Origin of the sequence: Carboxydocella thermautotrophica (genome assembly GCA_003054495.1) — a bacterium.
Lineage (GTDB): Bacteria > Bacillota.
The window spans coordinates 273,177-300,088 of record CP028514.1 but is presented as its reverse complement, the minus strand read 5'-3'; the positions used below and the strand labels follow the sequence as shown (position 1 = coordinate 300,088).

21 protein-coding genes and 1 riboswitch are annotated in these 26,912 nt (G+C 51.9%); of the genes, 4 read left to right on the top strand and 17 right to left on the bottom strand.

All coding sequences use genetic code 11. The features are described 5' to 3' along the window. Positions 1-44: 44 nt before the first annotated feature. The gene (locus CTH_RS01525) at positions 45-254 is read right to left on the bottom strand and encodes a cation transporter (RefSeq protein WP_078665392.1); all 210 of its coding nucleotides are present in this window, start codon (positions 252-254) and stop codon (positions 45-47) included. Beyond that, the gene (locus CTH_RS01520) at positions 205-2,601 is read right to left on the bottom strand and encodes a diguanylate cyclase (protein ID WP_107752803.1); all 2,397 of its coding nucleotides are present in this window, start codon (positions 2,599-2,601) and stop codon (positions 205-207) included. Before CTH_RS01520 ends, CTH_RS01525 begins: the two co-directional genes overlap by 50 nt. Positions 2,602-2,767: 166 nt before the next feature. On the opposite strand from CTH_RS01520, the gene CTH_RS01515 reads away from it, so the two are divergent. Further along, the gene (locus tag CTH_RS01515; protein WP_078665394.1) at positions 2,768-3,211 is read left to right on the top strand and encodes a DMT family transporter; all 444 of its coding nucleotides are present in this window, start codon (positions 2,768-2,770) and stop codon (positions 3,209-3,211) included. A gap of 9 nt (positions 3,212-3,220) precedes the next feature. Here the strand turns inward: CTH_RS01515 and CTH_RS01510 are convergent, their stop codons facing one another. The 5 genes from CTH_RS01510 to CTH_RS01490 all read right to left on the bottom strand — a co-directional run bounded on the left by CTH_RS01510 (position 3,221) and on the right by CTH_RS01490 (position 7,976). Next, positions 3,221-4,507 carry a homocysteine synthase gene (locus CTH_RS01510; protein ID WP_177592991.1) on the bottom strand — a complete coding sequence of 429 codons (1,287 nt, stop codon included), beginning with the start codon at positions 4,505-4,507 and terminating at the stop codon, positions 3,221-3,223. Positions 4,508-4,572: 65 nt separating this feature from the next. Continuing rightward, positions 4,573-4,677, bottom strand: a riboswitch (SAM riboswitch). A gap of 74 nt (positions 4,678-4,751) precedes the next feature. Continuing rightward, entirely contained in the window at positions 4,752-5,315 is a 564-nt protein-coding gene (locus tag CTH_RS01505) for a SurA N-terminal domain-containing protein (protein ID WP_107752801.1), read from the bottom strand. Positions 5,316-5,370: 55 nt separating this feature from the next. After that, positions 5,371-5,529: a rubredoxin gene (gene rd, locus CTH_RS01500; protein ID WP_078665397.1), complete on the bottom strand. Its 159-nt coding sequence runs from the start codon at positions 5,527-5,529 to the stop codon at positions 5,371-5,373. A 19-nt stretch (positions 5,530-5,548) separates the two neighbouring features. Continuing rightward, the gene (locus CTH_RS01495) at positions 5,549-6,736 is read right to left on the bottom strand and encodes an NAD(P)/FAD-dependent oxidoreductase (RefSeq protein WP_159073792.1); all 1,188 of its coding nucleotides are present in this window, start codon (positions 6,734-6,736) and stop codon (positions 5,549-5,551) included. A 25-nt stretch (positions 6,737-6,761) separates the two neighbouring features. Continuing rightward, positions 6,762-7,976, bottom strand: a complete 1,215-nt coding sequence (locus CTH_RS01490) for an FprA family A-type flavoprotein (protein WP_078665399.1) — start codon at positions 7,974-7,976, stop codon at positions 6,762-6,764. A gap of 140 nt (positions 7,977-8,116) precedes the next feature. Between CTH_RS01490 and CTH_RS01485 the strand changes: the two genes are divergently transcribed. Further along, positions 8,117-9,274 carry an HD-GYP domain-containing protein gene (locus CTH_RS01485; RefSeq protein ID WP_159073791.1) on the top strand — a complete coding sequence of 386 codons (1,158 nt, stop codon included), beginning with the start codon at positions 8,117-8,119 and terminating at the stop codon, positions 9,272-9,274. On the opposite strand, the gene CTH_RS01480 is transcribed toward CTH_RS01485, so the two are convergent. The 5 genes from CTH_RS01480 to CTH_RS01460 form a co-directional block, all read right to left on the bottom strand. Next, complete coding sequence (locus CTH_RS01480; RefSeq protein ID WP_078665401.1) at positions 9,271-10,404, bottom strand: ABC transporter permease; 1,134 nt, start codon at positions 10,402-10,404, stop codon at positions 9,271-9,273. The two genes, CTH_RS01485 and CTH_RS01480, sit on opposite strands and share 4 nt — an antisense overlap. After that, the gene (locus tag CTH_RS01475) at positions 10,401-11,147 is read right to left on the bottom strand and encodes an ABC transporter ATP-binding protein (protein WP_078665402.1); all 747 of its coding nucleotides are present in this window, start codon (positions 11,145-11,147) and stop codon (positions 10,401-10,403) included. Before CTH_RS01475 ends, CTH_RS01480 begins: the two co-directional genes overlap by 4 nt. Positions 11,148-11,159: 12 nt before the next feature. Continuing rightward, positions 11,160-12,173 (bottom strand): HlyD family secretion protein, encoded by a 1,014-nt coding sequence (locus CTH_RS01470; protein ID WP_159073790.1) that lies wholly within the window; start codon positions 12,171-12,173, stop codon positions 11,160-11,162. Continuing rightward, positions 12,160-12,768: a TetR/AcrR family transcriptional regulator gene (locus tag CTH_RS01465; RefSeq protein ID WP_159071776.1), complete on the bottom strand. Its 609-nt coding sequence runs from the start codon at positions 12,766-12,768 to the stop codon at positions 12,160-12,162. Before CTH_RS01465 ends, CTH_RS01470 begins: the two co-directional genes overlap by 14 nt. A gap of 115 nt (positions 12,769-12,883) precedes the next feature. Then, entirely contained in the window at positions 12,884-14,284 is a 1,401-nt protein-coding gene (locus CTH_RS01460; RefSeq protein ID WP_175577334.1) for an RsmB/NOP family class I SAM-dependent RNA methyltransferase, read from the bottom strand. A 65-nt stretch (positions 14,285-14,349) separates the two neighbouring features. On the opposite strand from CTH_RS01460, the gene CTH_RS01455 reads away from it, so the two are divergent. Beyond that, positions 14,350-15,360, top strand: coding sequence for an aldo/keto reductase (locus CTH_RS01455; RefSeq protein WP_079906462.1), 1,011 nt, complete (start codon positions 14,350-14,352; stop codon positions 15,358-15,360). Here CTH_RS01455 and CTH_RS01450 read toward each other — a convergent pair. Next, positions 15,303-16,403 (bottom strand): SGNH/GDSL hydrolase family protein, encoded by a 1,101-nt coding sequence (locus CTH_RS01450; RefSeq protein WP_107752789.1) that lies wholly within the window; start codon positions 16,401-16,403, stop codon positions 15,303-15,305. The two genes, CTH_RS01455 and CTH_RS01450, sit on opposite strands and share 58 nt — an antisense overlap. A gap of 122 nt (positions 16,404-16,525) precedes the next feature. Further along, positions 16,526-17,782, bottom strand: a complete 1,257-nt coding sequence (locus tag CTH_RS01445) for an MBOAT family O-acyltransferase (RefSeq protein ID WP_107752787.1) — start codon at positions 17,780-17,782, stop codon at positions 16,526-16,528. Positions 17,783-17,968: 186 nt separating this feature from the next. Here CTH_RS01445 and CTH_RS01440 point away from each other — a divergent pair, with 186 nt between their 5' ends. Then, entirely contained in the window at positions 17,969-19,861 is a 1,893-nt protein-coding gene (locus tag CTH_RS01440; RefSeq protein ID WP_159073789.1) for an AMP-dependent synthetase/ligase, read from the top strand. Between the two features lie 42 nt (positions 19,862-19,903). Here CTH_RS01440 and CTH_RS01435 read toward each other — a convergent pair whose 3' ends face one another. The 3 genes from CTH_RS01435 to gltB form a co-directional block, all read right to left on the bottom strand. Then, complete coding sequence (locus tag CTH_RS01435; RefSeq protein WP_079933376.1) at positions 19,904-20,662, bottom strand: carbonic anhydrase; 759 nt, start codon at positions 20,660-20,662, stop codon at positions 19,904-19,906. A 141-nt stretch (positions 20,663-20,803) separates the two neighbouring features. Further along, positions 20,804-22,288 carry a glutamate synthase subunit beta gene (locus tag CTH_RS01430; RefSeq protein ID WP_107752783.1) on the bottom strand — a complete coding sequence of 495 codons (1,485 nt, stop codon included), beginning with the start codon at positions 22,286-22,288 and terminating at the stop codon, positions 20,804-20,806. A gap of 21 nt (positions 22,289-22,309) precedes the next feature. Next, positions 22,310-26,890 (bottom strand): glutamate synthase large subunit, encoded by a 4,581-nt coding sequence (gene gltB, locus CTH_RS01425; protein WP_078665412.1) that lies wholly within the window; start codon positions 26,888-26,890, stop codon positions 22,310-22,312. Positions 26,891-26,912 lie beyond the last annotated feature (22 nt).

The window sequence follows — 26,912 nt, the reverse complement described above, 5'->3', positions numbered from 1 at the left end:
AAAAGTAAAAGGGCAATACCCGTATTCAGGTATTGCCCTTTTACTTACTTGACTACATCATAGCCGGCCTCTTCAATGGCAGCATGCAAAGCAGCTAAACCAGTTTGATTTTCATCATAGGTAACTGTCACTTGTTTGGCTGCCAGATCCACTACAGCCTCAGTGACCCCACCAACCTGCTTCAGCGCCTTTTCCACTGCCATTTTACAATGGCCGCAGCTCATGCCCTCGACATTGATGACTACCTGGGCCATTTAGCTCACCTCCTTCAACCAGGGCAGTAAAGATTTCTACAATTCGGGGATCAAACTGTTTCCCGCTCTGTTCCCTGATTTCCAACAGAGCCTGTTCCGGACCTTTGGCTTCCCGGAACACCCGGGTACTGGTCATGGCATCCCAGGCATCCACCACCGCCAGGATCCGGGCCTCCAGAGGTATATTATCTCCCGCCAATCCGTCAGGATATCCGGAACCATCATAGCGTTCATGGTGATGGCGGATAATCAGGGCTGCTTCTGCCAGAACCGGTATGGTCTTGACCACTGCCCCACCGGCAACAGCGTGTTGTTTTAACTGTTCCCATTCTGCTTCTGTTAAATCGCCTTCTTTGCACAAAATCTCCTTGGTTACTTCCATTTTACCAATATCATGGAAATAGGCTGCCAGTTGTAACAGATTAAGGCGTTCTGCCGTCAGACCCATTCGTTCTCCTACTTTACAGGCCAGCATCATCACCCGTTCGCTATGCCCGAAAGTATAGCGGTCCCGGGCATTGATGACTGTAATCATAGTCTTTAGCCGTTCCAGCTTGTTTTTCTCTTCCGCCGGCAGAGACTCCAGCAGAGCATCCATAAAGGTCAGGTGGTAAGCCACCCGGTTACGGCCATTGTACTTGGCCCGGTACAGAGCTTCATCTGCCCGTTTGACCAGGTCTTCCAGGGTTTTGGCATGAACGGGATACTGGGCAATCCCGATGGAACAGGTTATCCGTCCACTGGGTTGCTGGAGCCGGCCTTCAAACCTGGAATCAGCCACTTTCTGGCGTATGCGTTCCGCAATGTCCAGAGCCTGTTCCAGGGAAGTCTCCCGCAGGATAATGGCAAATTCCTCACCCCCGTAACGGGCGACAATATCATCAGGTCGCACATTCTCCACCAGAATACGGGCAAATTCCTTTAACAGACGGTCCCCGGCCGGATGGCCAAAGGTATCATTGTACTGCTTGAAAAAGTCGACATCCAGCATCAACAAGGAAAGAGGCTTTTTATATAACTGCGCAGCCGCAATCTCTGATTGCAGTAGTTCATAAAATTGCTTCTGGTTATATAAACCAGTTAAACGGTCGGTAATTGCTCTGGTTTGCATTTCCTCAAAGAGCATGGCATTTTCCACCGATAACCCGATCTGGTGAGCCAGAGATGAAAGCAGACTGATCTCACTGGGGGTAAAAGTGTGTTTATGTTTGGTATAGACCTCAATGGTTCCCAGCAGCCCCCCCTTGCCCCTTAAAGGTACCACCAGCAGGGAAACGATCCCTTCAAAGCGTACCATCTGCACCCAGACAGTGCGTTCATCCCTGCGCAAATCATCGGTTGCAGATGGCAAATCGGTCAACATGACCCTGCCGCTATAACCTTCCCCTTTTTTCATCCTTACGGTTTTGACATATTCCCTGCTTAAGCCAATGGATGCTTTAATGCTCAGCTCATCAGCCTTTTCATCATACAGGAAAATAGCGGCATATTTGGCCCCGAATACTCTTTCTATCATTTCCAGGCCTCGTTGCAGGGTTTCGTCCAGATAGCGGGAAGCCACCAGCCCCTTGCTGGCTTCCTGCAAGTTCAGGAGGGAAACCGACAGGGTTTCAATAGCAGCCGCAATCTCCTCCAGCTCACTTCCTACTTTGGGCAGAGGAGAATGCAAATCAAATTTCAACCTCTGAATCCCTTCCTTGATTTTGTCTACATCTGTCAGCAGGGCCCGGGATAACCAGAAAACCCCCGCCAGGCCCATAACAAAGGTTAAAATAAAAACCAGTAAAATTTCGGTTTTCAGTTTATCGACCAGATTTTCAATGGGTTCAATAGTTCGCCAGACAAAGACATGACCAATTATCTGGTCATTACGGATCAGGGGACGCACAATCATCTGTACACCATTTTCAGTAAAAAGGTGTTCTTCCCAGATGTTTTTGTTTTCCAGCTGATGTACCCTGCGCAATAACTGGCGCAAAAACAGTTCTCCGCCCGGCGGTTCCTTTACCGCCACCAGCCAGTCCCGACCTTCCACATGGTAGGCTGCTCCCATCTCATCTGCGCTGCCTACCAGCTCAGCAGTGACCAGCCGTTGCAATTCCGCCTTGAGTTCCTGCCACTTGGTCCCTTCGGCAGCATTAATTACTCCCAGGCGGGCCATGATCATTTCAAAATCCCCTTCTATTTTTTTGTCCAAATGCAAGGATATCCGTTTAACCTGGTCCAGCATTTCGTCTTCAATCACTGATTTAGCCCGATAGACCGCCAGCCAGCCCGTCAGACCACAGGAAAAGAAGACAAGCACCGCTAGAATCAGCGTTAACCTGGTCCTCAGATTCAGTTTCATCTCCCCAAGCCCCTTTCTCCGCTATGAGCCCGAGTTATTCTGCCTGCTATCTAATAATTTATTTGTATTCTCCCTGCTGCAAAAAAATCCTCTTTTTACATAAAACATTACATTAATAGCCAGAATAATAAATGTAATTATCTTTTTCGACACGGGAGGGGAGATAATGAGCAATTGGACTGCACTGTTGATTCCGGTGGCAGCCGGGTCCCTGATGGCTGTACAAGGGGTACTTAACACCCTGCTCAACAAAAACCTCGGCCTCTGGCCTGCCACCCTGCTGGTACATTTGCTGGGACTGGCGGGAGTGGGGGCGGTGCTGATTTTTACCGGTACCGGTTTTCCAACCTGGGGGAAAATCAGTACAGTCCCCTGGTATGCCTATCTGGGGGGTTTTATCAATGTAGCCATTATTGCTACCGTCGTGCTGGGCATTAGCCGCCTGGGGGCCATTTCCGCAACTACAGCAATTATCGTCGGCCAGGTCAGCACCGCCGCCTTGCTGGATTATCTGGGCCTGGCCGGTCTTACGCCCAAACAGCCCCACTGGACCCACCTGGCCGGTCTATTGCTCCTGGTTATCGGTGCCCGTCTATTACTGCAAAAATAAGCCCAGGCCTTAGGCCTGGGCTTTTTGCAGGGCCTGATCCAGGTCAGCGATCAGGTCATTGACATCTTCCAAACCAATGGAGAGGCGGATCATTTCTTCCGTTACCCCGGTTGTCAGTCGCTGTTCCGGAGTTAATTGCTGGTGGGTAGTAGAGGCCGGATGAATGACCAGGGATTTGGCATCCCCTACATTGGCCAGATGGGAGAATAATTCAAGGCTATCGATAAATTTCCGGCCTGCCTCCAGACCGCCCTTAATGCCAAAGGTCAGGATAGCTCCCTGGCCCCGGGGCAGGTATTTTTGTGCCCTGGCGTATTCCGGGCTGCTTGCCAAACCAGGATAGTTAACCCATTCTACCAGGGGATGCTGTTCCAACCAGCGGGCTACTTGCAGGGCATTGCTGCTATGCCGCTCCATGCGCAGGGACAGGGTTTCCAGACCCTGCAGGAAAAGGAAGCTGTTGAAGGGACTCAAGCAGGAACCCAGATCCCGCAATAACTGCACTCTGGCCTTAACGATATAAGCCAGCGGCCCCAGGGCTTCATGGTATTTCATCCCGTGGTAGCTGGGATCGGGTTCAGTCAGACCGGGGAATTTACCACTGGCCGACCAGTCAAATTTGCCCCCGTCAATAATGACCCCGCCAATAGAAGTCCCATGGCCCCCGATAAACTTGGTGGCCGAATGGACCACTATATCCGCTCCATGTTCTATGGGCCGGCAGAGGTAAGGCGTCCCCAGGGTGTTGTCCACAATCAGGGGAATCCCGTTTTCATGGGCGATTTCCGCCACCCTTTCTATATCCAGCACATCCAGGCGCGGGTTCCCGATCAGTTCTCCATAAAGGGCTTTGGTCTTAGGGGTAATAGCCTGTCGGTAATTTTCCGGATCCCGGGAGTCGACGAAAATCACCTTGATCCCCAGTTTAGGGAGGGTGTGGGCAAACAGGTTATAGGTCCCGCCATAAAGACTGCTGGAAGCTACGATTTCATCACCGGCCTGGGCCAGGTTAAGGATGGAGAAAGTGATAGCCGCCTGACCGGAGGAAACAGCCAGTGCCCCTACTCCTCCTTCCAGCTGGGCCATCCGCTGTTCAAACACATCAGTAGTGGGATTCATAATCCGGGTATAAATATTGCCCGCTTCCTTCAGGGCAAACAGGTCGGCCGCATGCTGGGAATCACGGAAGCAATAGGATGTAGTCTGATAAATGGGCACAGCCCTGGCTCCAGTAGCAGGATCAGGTTGTTGCCCGCCATGAAGTGCAATCGTATCAAAGCCTGGTTTTTTGTTCATTATCCTTTCCCCTTTCTTGAAAAAATTAAAAGCGCCCGAGAGGCGCCTGGCATAACCATGCTTCCCTCTCATCTCTCAGGCTTTTGCCTGCAGGATTTGGCACATTTCCGCCTTCAGGCGGCTGTTGCCGGGCTTCATCGGGCCAGTCCCTCCACCACTCGCGATAAGAGTCGCCTATTTATTTGTGTAGTATAACAATAGCATGTATATCTGAGTATGTCAATATAGTTAGTGGGAATTATATTTAAATTTCTTGCAATATCCGTTCCACTACCTGATCATTAATACGGATCTTCGCCTTTTTTTCCACCTCTGCCAAACTTTCCTGCAGTTTATCCTCCCCGCCCCAGTATTGCACCAGCTTCTGTCGTGTCAGCTGAAGCCGGTTATATTTGTGCATCGCCTCCACTGTCAGCCCCCGGGCCTGAATTGTAGCCTGGAAGGTGGCCTCATCGGGAAAATTGGCCCGGATTTCCTTGATAACCGCCTCTACTTCCGCATCAGTAGCTATCAGCTTTAGTCTGGTCGCCTCCTGCATTAATAAAGTTTCCCTGACCAGGTCAGCGATTACCTCTTCCCGGAGCATGGTCAGGGCATGCTCCCGGCTGGGCCCGCTAAAATCCGTGCCCTGAGCCGTGAGGACAAACTTTTTCTTCTCTACCCGGCGTTCAAAGTCAACGGTGCTGATCTTTTCGCCGTTCACTATGGCCGCCGTTTTATTATCCAGCTGCGGAGGAGAGGTAGTCTGTCTGGCACAGCCAGTAATGATGACCAGCAATACGATTACAAGCAACAATAGCTTGCGCATGCTAATCTAATCCTCCTTGCCAGAAAGGCCCCGGGCTTTCCCGGGGCCAAAAGCCTTACTCTTTTTCGAAATCTTCCTTGCCAGCGCCACACATGGGGCAAACCCAGTCTGCCGGCAGAGCTTCAAAAGGAGTGCCAGGAGCAATCCCATTATCCGTATCCCCAACTGCCGGGTCATAGACATAGCCGCAAATAACACAGACGTATTTTTCCATAAGAACATCTCCTTTCTTTTTATCCCTGTCCCAGATCCGCCAGAATCCGGGAAAAATCTGCTTCCGGGTTCGTTTCCATGCCTTTTTCCACCGCCCGTTTTAACTGCCGGGCCAGGCCCTCATCTCCAATGACTATGGCACCAGTGAGCTGACGGCCCTGGAAACACAATTTGCAATAAAAACCCTCTTCGTCTGCCTTGACTTTCTGGCTACCACTCTCAGCCCAGTTGCCTATGGAGAAGACGGATGTGCCCATGACTTTAAGAATCGATGGCGGCGGCACCTCTACATATTTTTCCTCAGCGCCAGCAGCATTCATCCCGGCTACCCGCCCCTGAGCCTGAGCCACTGGCCACAGCCCCCAGACCTGGCCATTGTATTCCGCCACGTCCCCGCAAGCCCAGATTTGGTCCTGGGAAGTGCGAAGATACCGGTCGACCACAATCCCCCGCTGACAGGCAAGTCCGGCAGCCTGGGCTATTTCCAGATTGGGCCGTACTCCGGTGGAAAAGAGAATAAAATCCGCCGGCAGCTGTCGGCCATCGGCCAGTTGCAAAGCTTCTACTTTTTCCGTGCCGGTAATGGCCTGGGCCTGGGCAGCCAGCACCAGTTCAATCCCCGCTCTCTGGGCAGCCCGGTGGAGGTAGGCTGAAGCTTTTTCATCCACCTGGCGAGGCAACAAACGCTGATTGTGTTCTAATACCGCCACCTGAATACCGCGCTGACTGAGAGTCCAGGCCGCTTCCAGCCCCAGCGGTCCCCCTCCGATGATGATCCCTTTTTGGCCTGGCCGGGCGAATTCATTGATTCGTTGGGCATCCTCAGCGGTGCGCAGGGTAAAAACTCCTGCCAGCTGATTGCCCGGTACCGGCGGCAAAAAGGCCCGGCTTCCGGTGGCTATAATCAGGGATGAATAGGAAAGGACACTTCCGTCTTCTAACCGCACCTGACGGGAAGCGGGATCAATCCTTTCCGCCTTTATTCCCAGCCTTAGCTCCACACCCATTTCCTGATACCAGGCCAGAGGTTTTAACAAAAACTTTTCCACCTCAAACTCCTGGCCCAGCAGAAAGGAAAGGCGCAAGCGGTAATAAGGTGGGTACTTCTCCGCTGCTACCAGCGTAACCGGTTGCTCCTTATCCTGCTGGCGAATGCCTTCTATGGCACTGACAGCAGCTACCCCGCCGCCCAAAATTACTATTGCCATAGGCCATACCCCTTTCCTGTCTCCTCTAACGACCGGTTTCATCTTTGCCCAGGCTTTGAGCAAAGGCAACCCCGAACTCAAAACAATCCCTGAGCTCCTTCTCACTGGGTTTAAAGTTGACCCGCAATGCCGGTTGCACTACCTTAAGGCCCAGGGCACTCATCCGTTCCTCCAGCATTCTGGTTGCCTCCCCGCTCCAGCCATAGGAACCGAAGGCGGCAACAGGTTTGTTTTTATTCTTGATGGGACATACCACCGAGAGCAAATCCCAGGCGGGTTTGACAGCATCCCTGTTAATGGTAGGGGAGCCGACCAGAAAAGCCCGGGCTCGTTCTATTTTTGTCTTCAACTCGCTCAGCGGTATTTCGGTAATATCCACCACTTCTACTTCACAGCTATTGACACTGGCAATCCCCCGGGCGATCTCTGCAGCCATCGCCTTGGTGTAGCCATAAGCTGAAATATAGGCGATCAACACCGGACCCTGGTGCTGCTCTGCCAGCAATTGCTTGCTCCACTGTTCATAGAGGTCAACAATTTCCCAGCCCTTGCTGCGCAGAACAGGACCATGTCCCGGGCAGAATACATCTATGGGCAAATTGCGGATTTTATTGATGGCCTCCAGCACGTAACTGGCGAAAGGACTCATGATTACATCATAGTAATAACGCAGGTCAGAACTGAAATCCCCGACCAGGTCATCGAAAATCATAGGGCTGCTGTAATGGCTGCCAAAACTATCACAGGTGATCAGCACTTTATCCTCGGGAATGTAGGTATACATAGAATCCGGCCAGTGCAGGAAAGGGGCCATAATAAACTGCAAGGTTTTCCCTCCCAGGTCTATAGTCATGCCCTCTTTGGCCTCAATCGACGGAAATTCCCGGTTGGTAATGGCTTTCAGAAAGCGCAAAGCAGATTTGGACCCCACCACTTTGGCATTAGGAGCCAGGTCCAGCAGAGCAAAGACGCTGCCAGCATGATCCGGTTCAGTATGGTCAACGATAATATAATCAATATCAGCAGGGTTCACTACCTCTTTCAGCCGGGCCAGGTATTCGGAGAAAAAGCGCTCCTTGACAGTTTCAAATACCGCTATCTTTTCCCCTTTGACAACATAAGAGTTATATGTAGTGCCATGGGCTGTTTCCATCACAATATCAAATACCCTTAAATCCGGGTTCAGGGCCCCTGCCCAGTAAATCCCTTCTTTTATTTTGATCGCTCCAACTCTGTCCATTTAAAATACCCCCTTGCATTTTAGCTTATTAGGAATTATTATTAGTTATATCATATAGAAAAAATCATAGATTGTCAAAAGTTTTTATGTTAAGATATTCTTCATCAGGCAGCAAATACCTGCAAAGGAGTGGCAAAAAAATGGATAGCTGGAAAGTATCTTTGTTCACTTTAATCAGTACCTTCTCCCTGGCCCTGGACCTGGCGGAAAACAAAAAACTGGAGCACGCCCAGCGGGTAGCCTATCTGGCCTTACGCACCGGCGAAAAACTGGGACTTGCTCCTGACCGCCTGCGCCTGGTTTTTTATGGCGGTCTGCTCCATGATATCGGCAAAGTCAATGCTCAGCTCCCGGTAGAATCTCACCCTCTGGCCGGGGCCCGCTGGTCCACCCAGCTCCCTTTGTTAACTGAAATCGCTCCTATTATCGCTGCTCATCACGAAGCCTGGGATGGCAGCGGTTTCCCACTGGGCTTGAGCGGTGAGGAGATTCCCATAGAAGCCCAGCTCCTTTTCCTGGCCGATCAGATTGAAAACCAGTTTGGCCAGGACTATGACCTGCTACCGGTGCAGGAACGGATTGTCGCCTTTGTGGAAAAGGAAAAAGGCAAACGCCTGGCTCCTGTAGTAGCCGATGCCTGTCTGGAACTTTTGCAGGAACCTCGTGTTTATTATGACCTGGCCCATCGCAATTTAGCCCAGGCCATCCGCCGCCGCAGCCAGGTTTTTGAACAGGATATCCAGCTAGCATCCCTGGAACATTTAGCCCTCCTTTTCGCTGACCTGGTGGATGCCAAAAGCCCCTATACCGCCACCCACAGCCGCCGGGTTGCCAATACCGCCTTCTACCTGGGCCAGACCCTGGGCCTGCCAACCGCTCAGTGCCGTCAGCTCTATCTGGCTGGTCTCTTACATGACCTGGGCAAGCTGGCTGTCCCCTCGGCTATCCTGGATAAGCCAGACCAGCTCACCCCCCAGGAATACAGCCGCATCATTGCCCACGCCTATTATACCGAACGGCTGTTGATGGAAATCCCCGGTCTGGAGGAGCTGGCCTTCTGGGCCGCCGCTCATCACGAAAAACTGGATGGCAGTGGCTATCCTTCCCGTCTGCGGGCAGACCAACTGCCCTTGCCCGCTCGTATCCTGGCAGTAGCTGATTATTATCAGGCCCTGGCTGATGACCGTCCCTATCGGGCTGCCCTGCCCAGGGAAAAAATTTACCACCTCTTGCGCCAGGAAGCGGTTGCCGGCCGCTTTGACGCCAGGGTGGTAGAGGCTTTGCTCAATCTCTTTTAATCCAGCCGTTTACGGAAGCGCAAAACGGAAAGAGTACAGATGATTGCCGTCAGCACAGCCAGCCAGAATGATACCTGCCAGAGATGGGAAAAATCCGCTCCCCGCAGCACGATGCCGCGGACAATCTGCAAAAAGTAGGTTAATGGTAGAACCTGCCCAATCCAATAGATGATTTTAGGCATGGATTCCCGGGGAAACAAAAACCCGGACAAAAGAATACTGGGCAACAGAATCAAAAAGGCCATCTGCATAGCCTGCAGCTGGTTTCGGGCAACGGTAGAAACAAACATACCCATCCCCAGCGCACAGGCCAGAAAGATAGTAGCTAACGCCAGCAGCAACGCCACGCTGCCAGAAATTTTCACCCCGAACCAGAAAACCGCCACCGCCAGTACCAGCAAGAGATCAAAAAAGCCGATAAATACATAAGGAACCAGTTTGCCGATAATCAGTTCCACCGGCTTGATGGGAGTAATAATGATTTGCTCCAGAGTCCCCCGTTCCCGCTCCCGCACCAGGGCAAAAGCGGTGAGAATCACTGTTATGTTCTGCAAAACCAGACCCATTAGCCCCGGGATATTAAACCGCAGACTTTCCAGATTAGGGTTATACCAAACTCTCGTCCTCATATCCAGAGCCAAATTCAACCCCGGCCCGGCTCCCTGCCGTTCCAGACGCTGGGTAACCAGATTGAGATTTAGAGACTGGGCCAGCATCTGGGCTGCCGAAAGGGCAGTGCGGGCCACCAGCGGATCAGATCCATCCAGCAAAACCTGAACCTGGGCCATTTCTCCCCGGGCTAAACGCTTACTGTAATCTGGAGGAATAATCAGAGCCACCCTGGCTATCCCGCCATCCAGATAACGGCGGACTTCCCCGGGATTTTCGGTCCAGTAGCGTAAATCAAAGGTACCGGTATTGGCCATGGCACTCACCAGCTCCCGGCTGGCTCTGGTTTTACTTTGATCACAGACCAGGGTCGCGATGTTTTCCACATCAGTACTGATGGCATAACCAAAAAGCAGCATCATCATAACCGGTACCCCAAAAATCATGGCCAAACTGGGTCGGTCCCGGCTGATTTGAATAAATTCTTTCCATATTATCGCTTTCAGTCGCACCCAGCTCATCGGCTTTCACCCGCCTTAGCCTCTTGCCCAGCCACAAAATTGATGAATATATCCTCCACTGATTGTCCTCCGTGCCGGGCCTTGATTTCCGCCGGGGCACCGAAATCCAGCAAACGCCCTTGAAAGATAAAGCCAAGGACATCACATTGTTCTGCCTCATCCATATAGTGGGTAGTGACCAGGATTGTTACTCCCTCTTCTGCCAGGCGGTGAATCAACTGCCAGAAAATGCGTCGGGACAAGGGGTCAACCCCGGCAGTAGGTTCATCTAAAAACAGCAGCTGGGGCTCATGTAAAAGGGCACAGGCCAGGGCCAGTCGTTGTTTCCAGCCCCCTGATAGTGTACCCGCCAGCTGTTCCTCCCGGTCCCCCAAACCGGTCAAGTCCAGGAGATAACGGTAACGCTCCTCCAGTTTCTTGCCCTTTAACCCATATACCCCGCCATAAAAGCGCATGTTTTCCCTGACAGTTAAATCCTCATAAAGGCTAAACTTCTGCGACATATAGCCTATATGCTGTTTAATCTTTTCCCCATCCTTCAGGTCTATGCCCAGCACTGTCCCCTTGCCTGAGGTCGGAGTGAGAATTCCGCACAACATGCGGATGGTGGTGGATTTGCCGGAACCATTGGGGCCAAGAAAGCCAAAAATTTGTCCCGGCTTGATGGCAAAGGAAAGGTTATCTACTGCCTTGCGGTCACCAAAAATCTTGGTCAGGTTTTCTACCTTGATGGCATATTCCACTGGCCACTCCCCCTATTTCAGCCTGACTTCCACCGCCTGGCCCGGTTTAAAGCCACTGGACCCGCAGGAAGTGATTTCAACTTTTACTTTGAAGACTTGAGTGGCTCTTTCTTCCCTGGTTTGAATATTTTTAGGTGTAAATTCCCCCTGGGGAGAAATATAGACGATTTTGCCTTCCCCTTTGAGCTTGCCATTTTCCGCCTCCACTATCGCCTTCCTTCCCAGTTGCACCCGGTCCAGCTGGCTCTGGGGTACAAAGATATTTACATAAAGGCGGTCCTGATCTACCAGATTTAACAGGGTAGAACCGGGATTGGCCAGCTCCCCCACCTTGAGAAGGATATTCTGAACCACTCCCCTTACCGGAGCTACTACCCGGGCCTTATTCACCTGCAATTGGGCCAGGGCCTCCTGTTGACGAGCTGCCTCCACCTGGGCGTCCTGGGCAGAGAGGGAATAGGAGGTAGCTCCCGCCTGGAGTAAGCGGACTTGCTCCCTGGCAGCATCAATCTGAGCCTTGAGGCTATTTACAGCGGCCTGGGCACTGGCTTCTGCCGCTTTTGCGGCTTCCAGCTGGTCAGCGGTAGCTCCCCCGGTTTGGACCAGCTCCTCTACATCCTGGCGCTGACTTTGCAAACGCTTCAAATTCTCCAGAGCTCCCTGCAAAGAAGCCTGCAGAGCCCGTACCTGGGCCTGGGCCTGGGCGATTTGTTGCGGACGGCTACCTGCTTTCACATCACCAGCCCTGGCTTCGGCCGCTGCCCGGTTAGCCTGCGCCAGCGCCAGCTGCAGGCGGGCCGCTTCATCATCCAGTTTAGCCACTACCTGGCCAGCCTTGACCAGCTCCCCTTCCTTTACCAGTACCTCCTTGACCTTGCCGGCCGTTTCCGCCACTACCCGGTATTCCTCGCCTTCAACCCAGCCGTTATAAACATCTTCTGCTGGTTTTCCCTGCTGTTTCAGCCAGCCATACCAGCCCAGTCCTGCCAGCACCAGCAGGACCACCACAATTCTAACTCCCTTCATCATTAGTCACCCCTTCCATGATAATTTTTATCATTTCAGCTATCATCTTATCCATCTCCGGTTCTTCAGGCAAAGCAGGCTTGAGCAAGCCCTTATACATTAAAGACGAAACCATCGCCCCCAGTAATATTTGAACCAGGGCCGTTCGATTTACAGGCCTCAGCTTTTCTCTGTCCAATTTCTTCTCCAGAAATTCCAGTACTGCTGCCCGTAGAGGCAAGATTATTTCCTTGAGCAAATACTCCCTCAATTCTGGCTGCAGAGCTGCTTCCAGCAAAATCAGCTTGAACAGCTCCTGATTCTTCTCGATGATAGTCAGCCGCTGCCGCAGAATCTTCTCCAGCGCCTGGGCCAGGGGCAATTGTTCGGTCTCCGCCCAGGTTCGCATCAGACTGCTGATCATAATCGGTTCCAGTACACCCTGCAGGAGAGCTTTTTTGGTAGGAAAATAATGAAAAATAGTACCCTCTGCCACCCCTGCCTCCCGGGCAATCTCTCTTGTAGAAGTACCGGCATAACCTCTGGCACTGAATAGCTTCAGGGCTGCTGCCAGGATCCGCTGCCTGGTTTCTTCTCCTTTACGGGTTCTGGCCACTTCCCCTCCCTCCTTTTCGAGTAAGTACTCAATTTATTATATTCGATAGTATTGTTTCTTTTCCTGCCTGGAGGTAAAGAATATAAAAAAAACTCCGGGAATTTTCCCGGACAAACTAACTCTGAAGTCGCCAGCCTTTAGGATAATAATTTTTTAAATAGCCATCTACTGCCAGGGCCCAGCCCAGTGGCCACCGGTCCAGACAGAGCAAATGCCAGCCTTTTGCCGCTCCAGCCGTCAAGGTCTCGCCTTTCAGGTATTTCCTCAGCTCCGGAGCATCCAGGGTGAAATAGACCGGCTGGGCAAACTGTTCCGGTTTTAAAGCCATCGCCAGGGCATAATCAGGATAAAATTTGCCTTTATAGAGATTACCCAGGGTCAATCCGGGACGAATCAGTTTTAATCCCTGCAATACCGGCAATTCCGGGGGTACAAGATAGAGGGTCCCGCCATTCAACCAGTAACGCCCATTCAATTCTGTTTTTAAATAGTTCTGGCGGAAGCGGTGCCAGGAGGCCAGTTCCTTGGCTCCTTCGGCCAGGTAGGGATCAGTACCACCGGGTCTGCCTGCTCCAGCCAATCTGCTTCCATTGTTATTTTTGCGCAATCTGGCCAGAAAATGTCCTTCTCCTCTGTTTTTATGCGGCCAGATCCGGCAAGCCAGGGCCAGTTCCGGCCTGCCCCCTACCACCCAGTCGGGGCGGCCCGGGCTATAGAGATGGGCCTGAGGCACCGGCTCCAGCTGAAATTCGGAATGTTCCTGCAAAAACTCCTGGATTGTCCCTTCGTTTTCATATGGATTAAAGGTACAGGTAGAATAAACCATTACTCCCCCGGGTTTCAGCATCCGGGCAGCTGCCCGCAAGATCTCCCTCTGCATCTGCCGGCAGCGTTCCGGACCAAACTTCTGATATGCCCCCATGCTCTCCGGCTCCCGCCGGAACATCCCTTCTCCTGAACAGGGTGCATCCACCAGAATTTTATCAAAATAGCCGGGAAAATGGCGGGCCAGCCGCTCTGGTCGTTCGTTGAAAATCAGGCAATTGGTTAAACCAAAAGTCTCAACATATTTAACCATGGGCCGGATGCGCTGGGGATTATTATCATTGGCTACCAGAATCCCTTTTCCTTGCAATTTGGCTCCAATCTGGGTGGTTTTGCCCCCCGGAGCTGCACAGAGATCCAATACCTTCTCCCCTGGCTGAACCTCCAGAGCTTCCACTGGCGCCATGGCACTGGGTTCCTGGATATAATAAAGTCCGGCATGGTAGTAAGGGTGTTTCCCCGGTCGCTCTTCTTCCTGTAAATAATAACCTTCCCGACACCAGGGCACCCTCTCCAGAGGAAAAGGAGCGATTTTTTCCCACTCAGCCTGCTGAATTTTCAAGGGATTTTGGCGCAGGCCGTGCTGACTCTCTCCCGCCAGGGCGGCCAGGAACTCCGGCCATTCCTCTCCCAGCAAGGGTTCAAGCCTCTGTACAAACTCCCGGGGTAGTCGTTCTGCTGTGATTGCCAAGCCGCTTACCTCCTCAGACAGGATTTTTAGCATCGATGTGGAATTAAGTCCTTTGAGGTGATAATATGGAATATCGTCAACTTTCAGGAACAGATATCGCTGTCTCCCGCCTGGGCTTAGGCGGCATTCCCCTGCAAAAGGCAGAACCTGAACAGGTAGCCAATCTAGTGGCTGCCGCCGCTGACCACGGCATAAACTTTATCGATACCGCCCGTGGTTATGGTGCCAGTGAAACCTTGCTGGGCCAGGCCCTGAAAGGCTATCGTTCCCGTTTTCTGCTGGCCAGCAAGTCCATGGCCCGGGAGCGGGAAACCATGCTGAAAGATATTGAAACCAGTTTGCGCCTATTACAAACCGACTATCTTGACTTCTACCAGTTACACAATCTCAGAACTCCTGCGGACTGGCAACGGGTCACCGCCCCCGGCGGAGCCCTGGAAGCCCTGTTTCTGGCCAGAGAGCGGGGCTGGGTCCGCTGGGTTGGAGTAACTTCTCATTCAGCGGAAATCATGGCCCAGGCCATCAAGTCCAGCCTTTTCGCCAGCATGATGTTCCCCTACAATGTGGTAGAACAACAAAACCGGGGCCTCTTTCAATCAGCCCGGGAGCATGGCCTTCTCACTCTGGCCATGAAGCCCCTGGCTGGCGGTTTTATCCCTGCGGCAGATCAGGCTTTGCGCTGGTTAGCCGCCGATCCAGCTGTCGATTGCCTGCTGGTGGGAATGGCTTCTGCTGCAGAAGTCACTGCTAATGTCCAGGCTCTGGCCCAGGGTGCTCTTGGTATTGAAGAAGAAGAGAAACTTCTGACCTGGGCCCAGGCAGCTGGCCAGGAGTTCTGCCGCCGCTGCGGCTATTGCCTGCCCTGCCCCCAGCAAATCGATATCCCCATGGTTTTTCTACTGGAAGGCTATTATGACCGTTATGATCTCAAGGAATGGGCCCAGGAGCGCTATGCCGCCCTCCCCGTTCCAGCCAGCCAGTGTCAGGCCTGTGGCCAGTGTCAGGAGAAATGCCCCTATCAGTTGCCCATCCCGGCCAAACTGGCCCGGGCGGCAGGCAAACTGGCCAGCTCCTGAGCCAGATGCTCCGCTACCTTCCGGTTACCTTCTGCCATGAGGTGAATCTCATCAGTAAACCAATTACTCTCTATCAGCTGGCTGTAGTCCAGGGAACGGCAGTTGTGCCGCCGGGCTGCAGCCAGTATTTGCTGCTTTTCCTTTTCCCAGCGCTGTACATCAATTTTATACTTTTGTTTCAATAACTCCATATTGGCAGGAGTAGCATAAACCAGGGCCGGTCGACCTGCGTTTTCCCATTCCCGCAACAATTCCAGGTAAAGCCGCCACTCCAGATTGGCAGTGGTTAAATTCAGGGATGCCAGTTGCCCTCCGGCCCCTTTTAACAAAACCTCCTTTTTTTCCTGCCAGGGTCTTCCCTGTCCTGCCTGCTGTTGCTGTTTCTGCTGCCACTGCTGAGGCGCCTGGCTGCGTTCGGCTGTACCCTGAACCAGATCAGATAAATGCAAAAAGTCCCGCGCTACCACCTGTCGATAGCGATAAAAACTCCAAACCGCCGCTACTTTCTCCCCCAGTTGCTCTTCCCTGCTGGTCTCAGCTACTTTTATGCCCAGGTTACGAGCTGCCTCAGCATTGCCGGGCAGGCGTAGTACGTCCTGAAAGCGCACTCCCCCTTTTTCGGCAAACCAGCCCCGGCTGATATTATACACCAGAATATCCACCGGCATTTTTTTAAGCTGACGTACCAGAAAATAGGCTTCTGCCGGTTTCAAACCCTTTATACCCAGGTTAATTACAGTTATCTTTTGACCGGGAAACTTCTCCCGCAGGGAGCGGGCCAAATAAGCCGGAATAGTACGGTCAGCAGGAGTACTGGAACCATACATTTCCGAATCCCCCAGACAGACTACCACCAGTCCGGGAGCGCGTGGTAACCGGTCCAGCACTACCCGGATTGAACCCAGATCAGGATTATTCACCCGCCAGTCCTGTTTTTCCAGGAGCCGCCAGTCCAGATAGCGGTTCAGGCCCCAGTCCACCAGGAAGAGGCCAATTATAATCAAGATCAGTACTTTGCCATTGAAAGGCAAAATTTTGTTCATACCTCTTTCTCCTTAAAATTGATTATAGATAAACTGGGTTTGTCCAAGAGTAGAGCCCAGTACAGCCAGTAAGATCAAACCAAGCCAGAAAATAGCCGCTATTAGCTCCCGCCAGCTCAGCATCAGCCACCGCCTCCCATAATCTGCAGAACCCGAAGGGCCTGTTGCAGGTTTGTAGTAAAAGGTATCCAGGCCAGTACAACAAAATTATATGTAATGAATATGGCCAAACCGCGATACCAGTACTGGTCAGGCCAGCTCTCGGGTAAACGGGGCAGAAGATAGCGGCGATAAAGCCGCCAGAGAATGAGCGCCCCAGCATGGAGCATCCCCCAGAAAATAAAGTTCCAGCCCGCTCCATGCCAGATACCGGTTACAAACATGACCACCAGGGTATTGAATAAAATCCGGCGGAAAGCCACCCGGCTTCCCCCCAGGGGGATAAAAAGATAGTCCCGGAACCAGCGGGTCAAAGACATATGCCAGTGTTTCCAGAACAGAGATATATTCCCTCGCAAATAAGGCCAGTCGAAGTTTTCCTGGATTCTCAGACCAAAGAGACGGCTGCTGCCCACAGCTATATCAGTATAGCCGGAAAAATCCACATAGAGTTGCCAGGCATAGGCGTGAGCTGCCAGCCAGTAGGCTCCTGCAGACAGTCCGGGCTTGCTCAAGCCACTGGCCAGTGGAGCCAGCGCCGCTGCCACCAGCAATTTCTTGAACAACCCCAGCAAAATGCGTTCCAGCCCCTCCCAGAGGTAATTCCACTGCCAGCGCTGTTTTTCTCCCAATTGGCGAGAAAAATCCTGCCAGCGTTCAATAGGCCCGGAAGTAAGAATGGGCCAGAAAAAGGAATAGCCCAGGAAGGTTATTAACTCTCTTTGCTCAACCTTGCCCCAGTAGCTATCGATTACATAATGCAGCCAGCGAAAGGTGACAAAAGATATCCCCACCGGAACCGCCACCTGTTCCCAGTGCCAGCGGCCCGGCTGTCCCAGGGCCTGTAAAGCCTGATTGAGTATTTGTAAAAGAAAAGCAAAATACTTGGTATAAAGCAAATAAAAACTCACCACTATTATAGCCAGTGCCAGCAGCCAGGCTCGCCTCTGGCCCCACCGACTCAGAATTTCTCCCAGCAGAAAAGTTAGCATGGCCAATCCCAGCATTAATAAGCCCTGCCCAGGATACCAGTATAGCAGGAGTGCGATATTGCTCAGAGCCAACCATAAGCTGCGGCTGCTGCTTCCCGGCAAGAGCCAGAAAACTCCCACCATGACCAGCAAAATCAACCCACTGGTCCAGGATAATAAAACCATGGCTGTCCATCCATTCCCTTCTGTTTTAGATATTGCTATTTGGACATAAGCTAATTGTAGCATATTTCCCTTTCTGATAACAGTAACCGGTTAGGCTGACCGATGAAAAAGACCTACCATCCAACCTATATATTTTACCATTTACCATGACTTAATTGCATTTAGGGGGAGAGAAGTTGTATTTGCCTGAAAATAGAATTATTTTTAAATTGAATGAATATTCATTCTGCTAGGCCGGAGGGAGATGCTATGTATCACCAAACTACTATTGGGCTGTTTCACCAACAACTGCCCAAATATATCAATAAACCCCTGTTTCTAACCAAAAAAGAGGGCAAATATCAGCCTGTAACCTGGAAAGAGGCCGCCGAAGAAGTCCAGCTCTTTACCCTGGGTCTTCTGGCCCTGGATACCAATCCCGGAGACCGGATAGGTCTGATGATGACAACCCAGTATTTCTGGCCCCTCTGGGACCTGGCCATTATCGCTGCTCGTGCCATCAATGTTCCCATCTATCCTACAAATAAAGGCCCTCAGGTTGCTCATATTATCAATGATAGTGGCAGCAAAATCCTGATTGTTGGCTCCTCAGAACTAGCAGAAGAAGTAATAAATCATCAGCAGCTGATGCCAGATTTAAAACATTTGATTCTGCCTGACCCCATCCCCACTTCTTTGAAAGAAAAAGCAGAAAACATAAAACTGTGGTCTTTTGCCGATTTGCGTCAGCTTGGCAAGGAACTCTGGCAACAACAACCCGGTCTTTATGATCGAACCTGGCCCCAGGTAAAACCCACTGATATCTGTTCCATCATTTATACATCCGGCACTACTGGTAACCCCAAAGGAGTTATCCTGACCCATATCAATTTTCTCAGCAATGCCTGGGGCTGTTACCAGGTTGTCCCCAGCCCGGATACCCATGTCAGCCTTTCCTTCCTGCCATTAAGTCATGTGCTGGAAAGAACCCTGGGCTGGTACTACATGCTTTATGCCGGGGTAACCATCGCCTATGCCGAAAGCATCAATGACGTCCCCAAAAACCTGGAAGAAGTTCGTCCTCATCTCATGTGCAGTGTACCCCGCCTTTATGAAAAAATCCATCACCGCATTATGGAAAACGTCGCCACTTCTTCCTTCCTGAAAAAACGCATTTTCCACTGGGCAATTAAAGCAGGAAAAAAACGCGCTAACCTGCTGGCTGCCAAACAACCTGTTCCCCTGTGGCTACGCTGGCAGGACACTCTGGCTGACCGTCTGGTTTTTCGTAAAATCAGGGAACGCTTTGGCGGCCGTCTGGATTTCTGCGTCTCCGGTGGCGCTCCCCTGGGCCGAGATCTGGCTGAATTCTTTTATGCTGTAGGCATCAGGGTCATTGAAGGCTATGGTCTGACCGAAACTTCCCCGGTTCTAACCTGTAACCGCCGGGAAAACTATCGGTTTGGTTCAGTTGGCCTGGCCATTCCGGAAGTGCAATTAAAAATTGCCCCTGATGGCGAAATTCTGGCCAAAGGCCCCAATCTCACACCAGGCTATTATAACAATCCGGAAGCTACTGCCGAATTATTTACTGAAGATGGCTGGTTAAAAACAGGAGATATCGGCATCATTGATAATGACGGCTTTCTTTTCATCACCGACCGTAAAAAGGATTTAATCATCACTGCCGGAGGCAAAAATGTAGCCCCCCAGCCCATTGAACAACTCCTTACAGCTGACCGTTTTATCGCCCAGGCCGTTGTTTATGGAGATAAACAGCCTTTTATGACTGCAATGATTGTTCCTGATTTTACCGACCTGGAACACTATGCGCGCGAGAAAGGGGTGAATTTCACTACCCGCCAGGAATTGATTACCCTGCCCAAAATCCAGAAACTTCTGGCCAAGCGGGTAGCCAAAGCCCTCAAGCATCTCCCCAGGTATGAACAGGTTAAACGCATTACCATCCGCGCCCAGGAATTTACTATGGATGCCGGAGAAGTCACTCCCACTCTGAAAATCCGACGCAGGATCATATACAAGAAATATGAACAGGATTTCCTGGCCATGTATCAGGACCAGGGCCCCTATGTGGAAGTCATCTACAAACATGATGAAGAGGAAGATATTCCAATTAGCCCCGGTACTCCTCTCTCCCGGTAAGATAAAAAGGCACTTTGCTCTCCCGCAAAGTGCCTTTTATCCTTATTTGGTTTCCAGCCATTCAACCTGGCCACTGCCCAGATGATATTTGGCTCCCACGATTTTCAGCTTACCCTGTTCTACCAGTTCCTTAATGATAGGGCTTTTTTCCAGTTCGACCATGGAAGCTTCCACATTCAGTTCCGTAGACTTTTCTACCAGCTGATCGCCGGCCAGACCGGTAGCCTTCGCTTTTTCCACCGAAGGCTTGATTTTTTCTATAATTGAGCCGATGCTGCCCGGTACTTCTCCGCCCTTAACCGCAGCGGTAACGGCACCGCATTTTTCATGACCCATGACGACAATCAGGGGAGTACCCAGGTGTTCAGCCGCATATTCAACACTGCCAGTAGCCACCGGATCAATCACATTTCCGGCTACCCGTATAACAAATAAATCCCCTAAAGCCTGATCGAAGATGATTTCCGGCGGTACCCTGGAATCAGAACAGCTGACAATGATGGCAAAAGGATGCTGGCCATTCTTTTTCAGCTCTTCCCGCCGTTCATCCCCCAGATTGTCGGGCAAAACCTTTTCGCCGGCAAAGCGGGCATTTCCATCTTTCAGCAGATTCAATGCTTCATCCGGATTTTTGATGATTTCCGGTCGCTGATAGACCTGAACCGCCGGTGCGCTAGCAGCCTTTTCACCGCTATTTTCGCCGGTCTTCTGGGCTTCACTGCCACAGCCAGCCAGAGTAAAACTCCCCAGCAATAAGGCCCCAGCCAGCACTCCCCCCAGCACTTTCTTTCTCTCTACCATTTTGACACCTCCAGTAATTGTTTGTAATTTTTCGCTCAAATTATATTCGCTGCTTTTTCTTTTTTTCCTGCTAAATCCCTGAATTTTTTGTGAAAAGTAGCACAGTCCACAGAAAACAAAAAGGGGCGATAAGGCCCCTCTTTATGGCAAATTGGTGTTTCCCATCAAGAAGCGGTCACACTCCCGGGCCGCTCCCCGGCCTTCGCGAATGGCCCAGACCACCAAACTCTGGCCCCGGCGCATGTCACCAGCTACAAATACCTTCGGTATATTGGTACGGAATTTGCCAAATTCCGCTTTCACATTACCGAATTGGTCCAGTTCAACTCCCAGCTGATCCAGGAGCTGTCTTTCCGGTCCCACAAAACCCATGGCCAGCAGCACCAGCTGCGCGGGCCAGACTTTTTCCGTACCGGGAATTTCCTGTGGTACCAGGCGGTCCTGTGGCCCTTTCACCCATTCCACCTGGACTGTATGCACTTCCTTGACCCGCCCCTGTTCATCACCAACAAACCGTTTGGTCATCACGCAATATTGACGGGGATCTGCACCATAAAGGGCGGCAGCTTCCTCCTGGCCATAATCCACCTTCAATACCCGGGGAAACTGCGGCCAGGGATTGTCTGCCGCTCTCGTTTTCGGTGGCTGGGGCATGATCTCCAGCTGTACCACGCTACGGCAACCGTGCCTGATGGCAGTAGCAACACAGTCAGTACCGGTGTCACCGCCCCCGATCACCACTACATCCTTGCCCGCGGCGGAAATATAGTTACCATCTTCCAGATTGGAGTCCAGCAGACTCTTGGTATTGGCCTTGAGAAACTCCATGGCGAAATGGATACCTTGCAGGTTACGGCCTTCTACCGGCAGATCCCGGGGCTTAGTTGAACCTCCGCAAAGGATAACGGCATCAAATTCTCCCAGCAAGCGGCCTACGGGAAAGTCCTTACCCACTTCGGTATTGGTGACGAATGTAATGCCTTCTGCTGCCAGAATATCGATGCGGCGCTGGACAATCTTCTTATCCAGCTTCATATTGGGGATGCCATACATCAACAGTCCCCCCACCCGGTCAGCCCGCTCAAATACGGTAACCCAGTGTCCTGCTTTATTGAGCTGAGCTGCGGCTGCCAACCCCGAGGGACCTGACCCTACCACCGCTATTTTTTTGCCAGTGCGGATGGCCGGAGGCCGGGGCACAACCCAGCCTTCTTCATAAGCCCGGTCGATTATAGCACATTCGTTATTCTTGATAGTTACCGGCTGACCGTGCAAACCGCAAGTACAAGCCCCTTCACAGGGAGCAGGACAGACCCGGCCTGTAAATTCGGGGAAGTTATTGGTCTTGTGCAACCGTTCCAGTGCCTCCCGCCACAGACCCCGGTAAATGAGGTCATTCCACTCAGGGATCAAATTGTTGAGGGGACAGCCGGAAACAGCTCCATTGATGATCACTCCGGTGTGGCAGTAGGGGGTGCCGCACTCCATGCAGCGGGCCCCCTGGATCTTCAGTTGTTCTTCCTCAAATTGGTAGTGGAATTCATTCCAGTCCTTGATTCTTTCCAATGGCTCCCGGTCACCCGGCAGTTGCCGCTGGTATTCCATAAAACCGGTCGGTTTACCCATAGCCGTACCTCCTATACACCCTTAATTCCAGTTTTTCTTAAAGGCCGCCAGCAGGGCTTCGTCCCCGGTCAGACCGGATGCATAGGCTTCCTCGATGGCCTCAATCATCCGTTTATAATCCCTGGGTATGACCTTGACGAATTGGGTTATCTTGTTATCCCAATCAGCCAGTACGGCTTCGGCCAGAGCACTGCCGGTGTAACGGGCGTGTTTAGTGATCATAGTCTTGACTTCCTCGATTTCCCGTTCATTTTCCAGCCGTTCCAGCAATACCATTTCTTTATTGCAGCGCTGCGGGAAAGTGCCGTCTTCGTCCAGCACATAGGCGATACCGCCTGACATCCCGGCAGCGAAGTTGCGCCCGGTTTTACCCAGCACTACTACCCGGCCACCGGTCATATATTCACAACCATGGTCACCTACCCCTTCTACCACGGCATAGGCGCCACTGTTCCGCACACAGAATCTTTCCCCGGCTACACCCCGGAAATACGCTTCCCCCGAAGTAGCCCCATAAAGGGCGACGTTACCGATAATGATATTCTCCTCCGGCTTGAATTTGGCTTCCAGAGGCGGATAGACGATAATCTTGCCCCCTGATAGACCCTTGCCAATATAGTCATTGGCATCTCCTTCAAGCTCCAGTGTCATACCTCTGGGTATAAAGGCACCAAAACTCTGGCCTGCTGAGCCTTTAAACTTGAGCCAGATGGTATCTTCCGGCAGGCCTTCCGAACCATAGCGACGGGTGATTTCACTGCCCACAATGGTTCCCACCACCCGGTTAATATTGCGGATAGGCAGAGTGGCAGTAACCTTTTCACCCCGCTCGATGGCCGGTCGGCAAATATCCAGCAGCTCCCGACGGTCCAGGGACTTATCCAGCCCATGGTCCTGCTGTGTGCGGCAATATCTGCCTACTGTTTCCGGCACATCCGGCTGGTACAACAGGGGTGATAAATCCAGATGCCTGGCCTTCCAGTGTTCAATGGCTTCATTTACTTCCAGCACATCGGTACGTCCCACCATTTCATCAATGGTGCGGAAACCGAGCTCAGCCATGATTTCCCTGATTTCCTGGGCCACAAAACGCATGAAGTTAACCACATGTTCCGGTTTACCCTGGAAGTTTTTCCGCAGTTCCGGGTTCTGGGTGGCAATCCCCACCGGACAGGTGTCCATATGACAGACCCGCATCATCACACAGCCCATAACTACTAGCGGCGCGGTGGCAAAGCCATATTCCTCTGCCCCAAGCAGAGTAGCAATCACTACATCCCGGCCGGTCATCAGCTTGCCATCCACTTCCACCACAATCCGGTCCCGCAGGTTATTTAACACCAGGGTCTGGTGGGTTTCTGCCAGTCCCAGCTCCCAGGGCAACCCTGCGTGCTTGATACTGGTCCGCGGGGAAGCTCCAGTACCACCATCATAACCGCTGATCAGCACCACATCAGCCCGGCCTTTGGCCACCCCGGCAGCAATGGTCCCTACGCCCACTTCCGATACCAGCTTCACATTAATACGGGCATTGGAGTTAGCGTTTTTCAGGTCATGGATCAACTGAGCCAGATCCTCTATGGAATAGATATCATGGTGAGGCGGAGGGGAAATCAGCTCCACTCCAGGAGTAGAATGCCGCACCGCTGCTACCCAGGGATAAACCTTACGCCCTGGCAGCTGGCCCCCTTCCCCGGGCTTGGCCCCTTGAGCCATTTTGATCTGAATTTCATCGGCATTGACCAGATATTCGCTGGTAACCCCGAAACGTCCGGAAGCCACCTGTTTAATGGCACTGCGTCTGAGATCCCCATTGGGGTCGGGTTTAAAACGGGCAGGATCCTCCCCGCCTTCCCCGGTATTGCTCTTCCCGCCAATGCGGTTCATGGCGATGGCCAGACATTCATGGGCCTCCTTGCTAATGGAGCCAAAGGACATCGCCCCCGTCTTGAAACGACGGCAAATGGATTCCACCGATTCGACCTCATTCAGTGGAATAGGTTTGCGCTTGGGTTTAAACTTGAATAATCCCCGTAAAGTAAAGTGTTTCTGAGTTTGGTCATTAATTAAAGCAGCATACTTTTTGTAGAGCTGGTAGTCTCCCCGGCGGCAAGCTTCCTGCAACAGATGAATGGTCTCAGGATTGAAGAGATGGTCCTCTCCATTTCGCCGCCACTGGTAATCGGAGCCAGGATCCAGGGTTTGGTCCAGCCCCTCCTGAGCAGAAAATGCTCGTTGATGGCGCATTAAAGCCTCCTGGGCTACTATATCCAGCCCAATACCTCCCACCCGCGAAGGAGTCCAGGTGAAATACTTGTCTATAAACTCCTGGGAAAGGCCAATGGCTTCAAAGATCTGAGCTCCCCGGTAGCTCTGGATAGTGGAGATACCCATTTTGGACAGGACTTTTACTACCCCTTTGGTAACAGCCTTGATATAGTTTTTGATGGCCTTTTCCCGGCTGATGCCAGGCAACATGCCCTGATTGATCATGTCATCTAAGGTCTCAAAAGCCAGGTAAGGGTTAATGGCGCCGGCCCCATAGCCCAGTAGAACAGCAAAATGGTGAACTTCCCGCGGCTCCCCTGATTCGAGAATCAGGCTGGCTTTAGTCCTTCTGCCATTGCGGACCAGATGATGGTTGACACAGGACAGGGCCAGCAAAGCGGGAATGGGTGCATTATAGGCGTCTACTCCCCGGTCGGAAAGAATCAGATAATTGCACCCTGCATCAATAGCTGCATCCGCCGCCCGGCACAGGTCTTCCAGTGCCTGTTCCATGCCTCTGGCGCCGTCTGCTGCCCGGAAGAGAATGGGTAGAGTTACTGATTTGGCCCCCTCACGCCGGAGATAGCGGATTTTGGCCAGCTCTTCGTTGCTCAGAATCGGGGTCTGGATTTTAATCTGCCGGCAACTGGTGGGCTCTGGTTTGAGAAGGTTTCCTTCCGGGCCCAGATTGGTCACCGTCGCAGTGATGATTTCCTCCCGAATAGCATCAATAGGCGGGTTAGTCACCTGAGCAAACAGCTGTTTAAAGTAATCATACAGAAGCCGCGGCCGGTCGGAAAGCACCGCCAGCGGTGCATCCATCCCCATGGACCCAACCGGTTCCATCCCCTTTTCCGCCATGGGCGCCAGGGTATCTTTCAGTTCCTCAAAAGTATAACCAAAGGCCAGCTGTTTTTTCAGTACTGTCTGGTGATCCAGCTCCGGTGCCACCGGACCTTCGGGCAGGTCTTCCAGTGCTACCAGATGTTCTTTCAGCCATTCTTCATAGGGATGTTCGGTTGCAATTTGATGCTTTAGTTCATCATCGGAGATAATACGGCCTGCTTCCGTATCCACCAGCAACATGCGGCCCGGACGCAGTCTTTCCTTGATAATCACTTTTTCCTGGGGAACTTCCAGCACCCCTACTTCAGAAGCCATGATAATCAGGTCATCTTCTGTAACATAATAGCGGGAAGGTCTGAGCCCATTCCGGTCCAGCACAGCCCCGATGATGCGGCCATCGGTAAAGGCCATAGCCGCCGGACCATCCCATGGTTCCATCAAGCAGCTATGATACTCATAAAAGGCTTTTTTCTCCGGGCTCATGCTCTCATGGTTCTGCCAGGGTTCCGGAATCATCATCATCATGGCATGAGGCAAGGACCGTCCAGTTAAGTAGAGGAATTCCAGGCAGTTATCGAACATTGCCGAGTCACTGCCATCTGGATCGATAACTGGCAGGATTTTGGCCATATCTTCACCAAAAAGCTCGCTTTCACAAACCGCCTGGCGTGCATGCATCCAGTTGACATTGCCGCGCAAAGTATTGATTTCTCCATTGTGAATCAGATAGCGGTAGGGATGAGCCCTCTCCCAGCTGGGAAAGGTATTGGTACTGAAGCGGGAATGAACCAGGGCCAATGCTGTTTCAACTGCGGGGTCCTGTAGGTCGATGTAGAAGCGGTCTACTTGTTCTGGAGTCAGCATGCCCTTGTAGACAATAGTGCTAGCCGAGAGACTAGCGAAATAGAAATATTTACCACCAGGGTGGTCCCCATGGCGAATTTCCTTTTCAGCCCGTTTACGGATAACATAGAGCTTACGCTCAAAGGCCATCCGATCTGACTGCGGCCGGGGAGGAGCAATAAAGACCTGGCGAATAAAAGGCTGCGCTTTGCGAGCCATTTCCCCCAGGCTGGAATTATCGGTAGGCACAGTCCGCCAGCCCAGCAAGACCTGGCCTTCTTCTGCGATTATTTCCTCCAGTTTCTGTTCACAGGCTGCCCTTTCCTCCGGATCAACCGGTAAAAAGAGCATACCAACCCCGTATTGTCCGGGTTCAGGTAAATCAATGCCCAGCCGGGCACATTCCTTTACCAGGAAGGCATGAGGAATTTGCATAAGTATACCGGCACCGTCACCGGTGTTGGTCTCCGAACCCTGGCCTCCCCGGTGATCCAGGTTCAGGAGAATAGTCAGAGCCTGACGTACAATCTCATTGGACTTCTTGCCCTTGATATTGGCCACAAATCCAATACCGCAGGCATCATGCTCAAACTGGGGATCATACAGTCCTTGCTTGGGTGGTAAGCCATTCATGTACTCTCTCATAGCATGCACCTTTCTTCGTTTA

Coding starts and splice junctions, on each gene's coding strand:
- CTH_RS01495 (WP_159073792.1), bottom strand. CDS start 6,736: ATGGCAATAGTAATTTTGGGCGGCGGGGTAGCTGCTGTCAGTGCCATA.
- CTH_RS01430 (WP_107752783.1), bottom strand. CDS start 22,288: ATGGGTAAACCGACCGGTTTTATGGAATACCAGCGGCAACTGCCGGGT.
- CTH_RS01480 (WP_078665401.1), bottom strand. CDS start 10,404: ATGAGCTGGGTGCGACTGAAAGCGATAATATGGAAAGAATTTATTCAA.
- CTH_RS01485 (WP_159073791.1), top strand. CDS start 8,117: ATGGATAGCTGGAAAGTATCTTTGTTCACTTTAATCAGTACCTTCTCC.
- gltB (WP_078665412.1), bottom strand. CDS start 26,890: ATGAGAGAGTACATGAATGGCTTACCACCCAAGCAAGGACTGTATGAT.
- CTH_RS01440 (WP_159073789.1), top strand. CDS start 17,969: ATGTATCACCAAACTACTATTGGGCTGTTTCACCAACAACTGCCCAAA.
- CTH_RS01445 (WP_107752787.1), bottom strand. CDS start 17,782: ATGCTACAATTAGCTTATGTCCAAATAGCAATATCTAAAACAGAAGGG.
- CTH_RS01490 (WP_078665399.1), bottom strand. CDS start 7,976: ATGGACAGAGTTGGAGCGATCAAAATAAAAGAAGGGATTTACTGGGCA.
- CTH_RS01525 (WP_078665392.1), bottom strand. CDS start 254: ATGGCCCAGGTAGTCATCAATGTCGAGGGCATGAGCTGCGGCCATTGT.
- CTH_RS01450 (WP_107752789.1), bottom strand. CDS start 16,403: ATGAACAAAATTTTGCCTTTCAATGGCAAAGTACTGATCTTGATTATA.
- CTH_RS01455 (WP_079906462.1), top strand. CDS start 14,350: ATGGAATATCGTCAACTTTCAGGAACAGATATCGCTGTCTCCCGCCTG.
- CTH_RS01435 (WP_079933376.1), bottom strand. CDS start 20,662: ATGGTAGAGAGAAAGAAAGTGCTGGGGGGAGTGCTGGCTGGGGCCTTA.
- CTH_RS01520 (WP_107752803.1), bottom strand. CDS start 2,601: ATGAAACTGAATCTGAGGACCAGGTTAACGCTGATTCTAGCGGTGCTT.
- CTH_RS01510 (WP_177592991.1), bottom strand. CDS start 4,507: ATGAACAAAAAACCAGGCTTTGATACGATTGCACTTCATGGCGGGCAA.
- rd (WP_078665397.1), bottom strand. CDS start 5,529: ATGGAAAAATACGTCTGTGTTATTTGCGGCTATGTCTATGACCCGGCA.
- CTH_RS01515 (WP_078665394.1), top strand. CDS start 2,768: ATGAGCAATTGGACTGCACTGTTGATTCCGGTGGCAGCCGGGTCCCTG.
- CTH_RS01505 (WP_107752801.1), bottom strand. CDS start 5,315: ATGCGCAAGCTATTGTTGCTTGTAATCGTATTGCTGGTCATCATTACT.
- CTH_RS01470 (WP_159073790.1), bottom strand. CDS start 12,173: ATGAAGGGAGTTAGAATTGTGGTGGTCCTGCTGGTGCTGGCAGGACTG.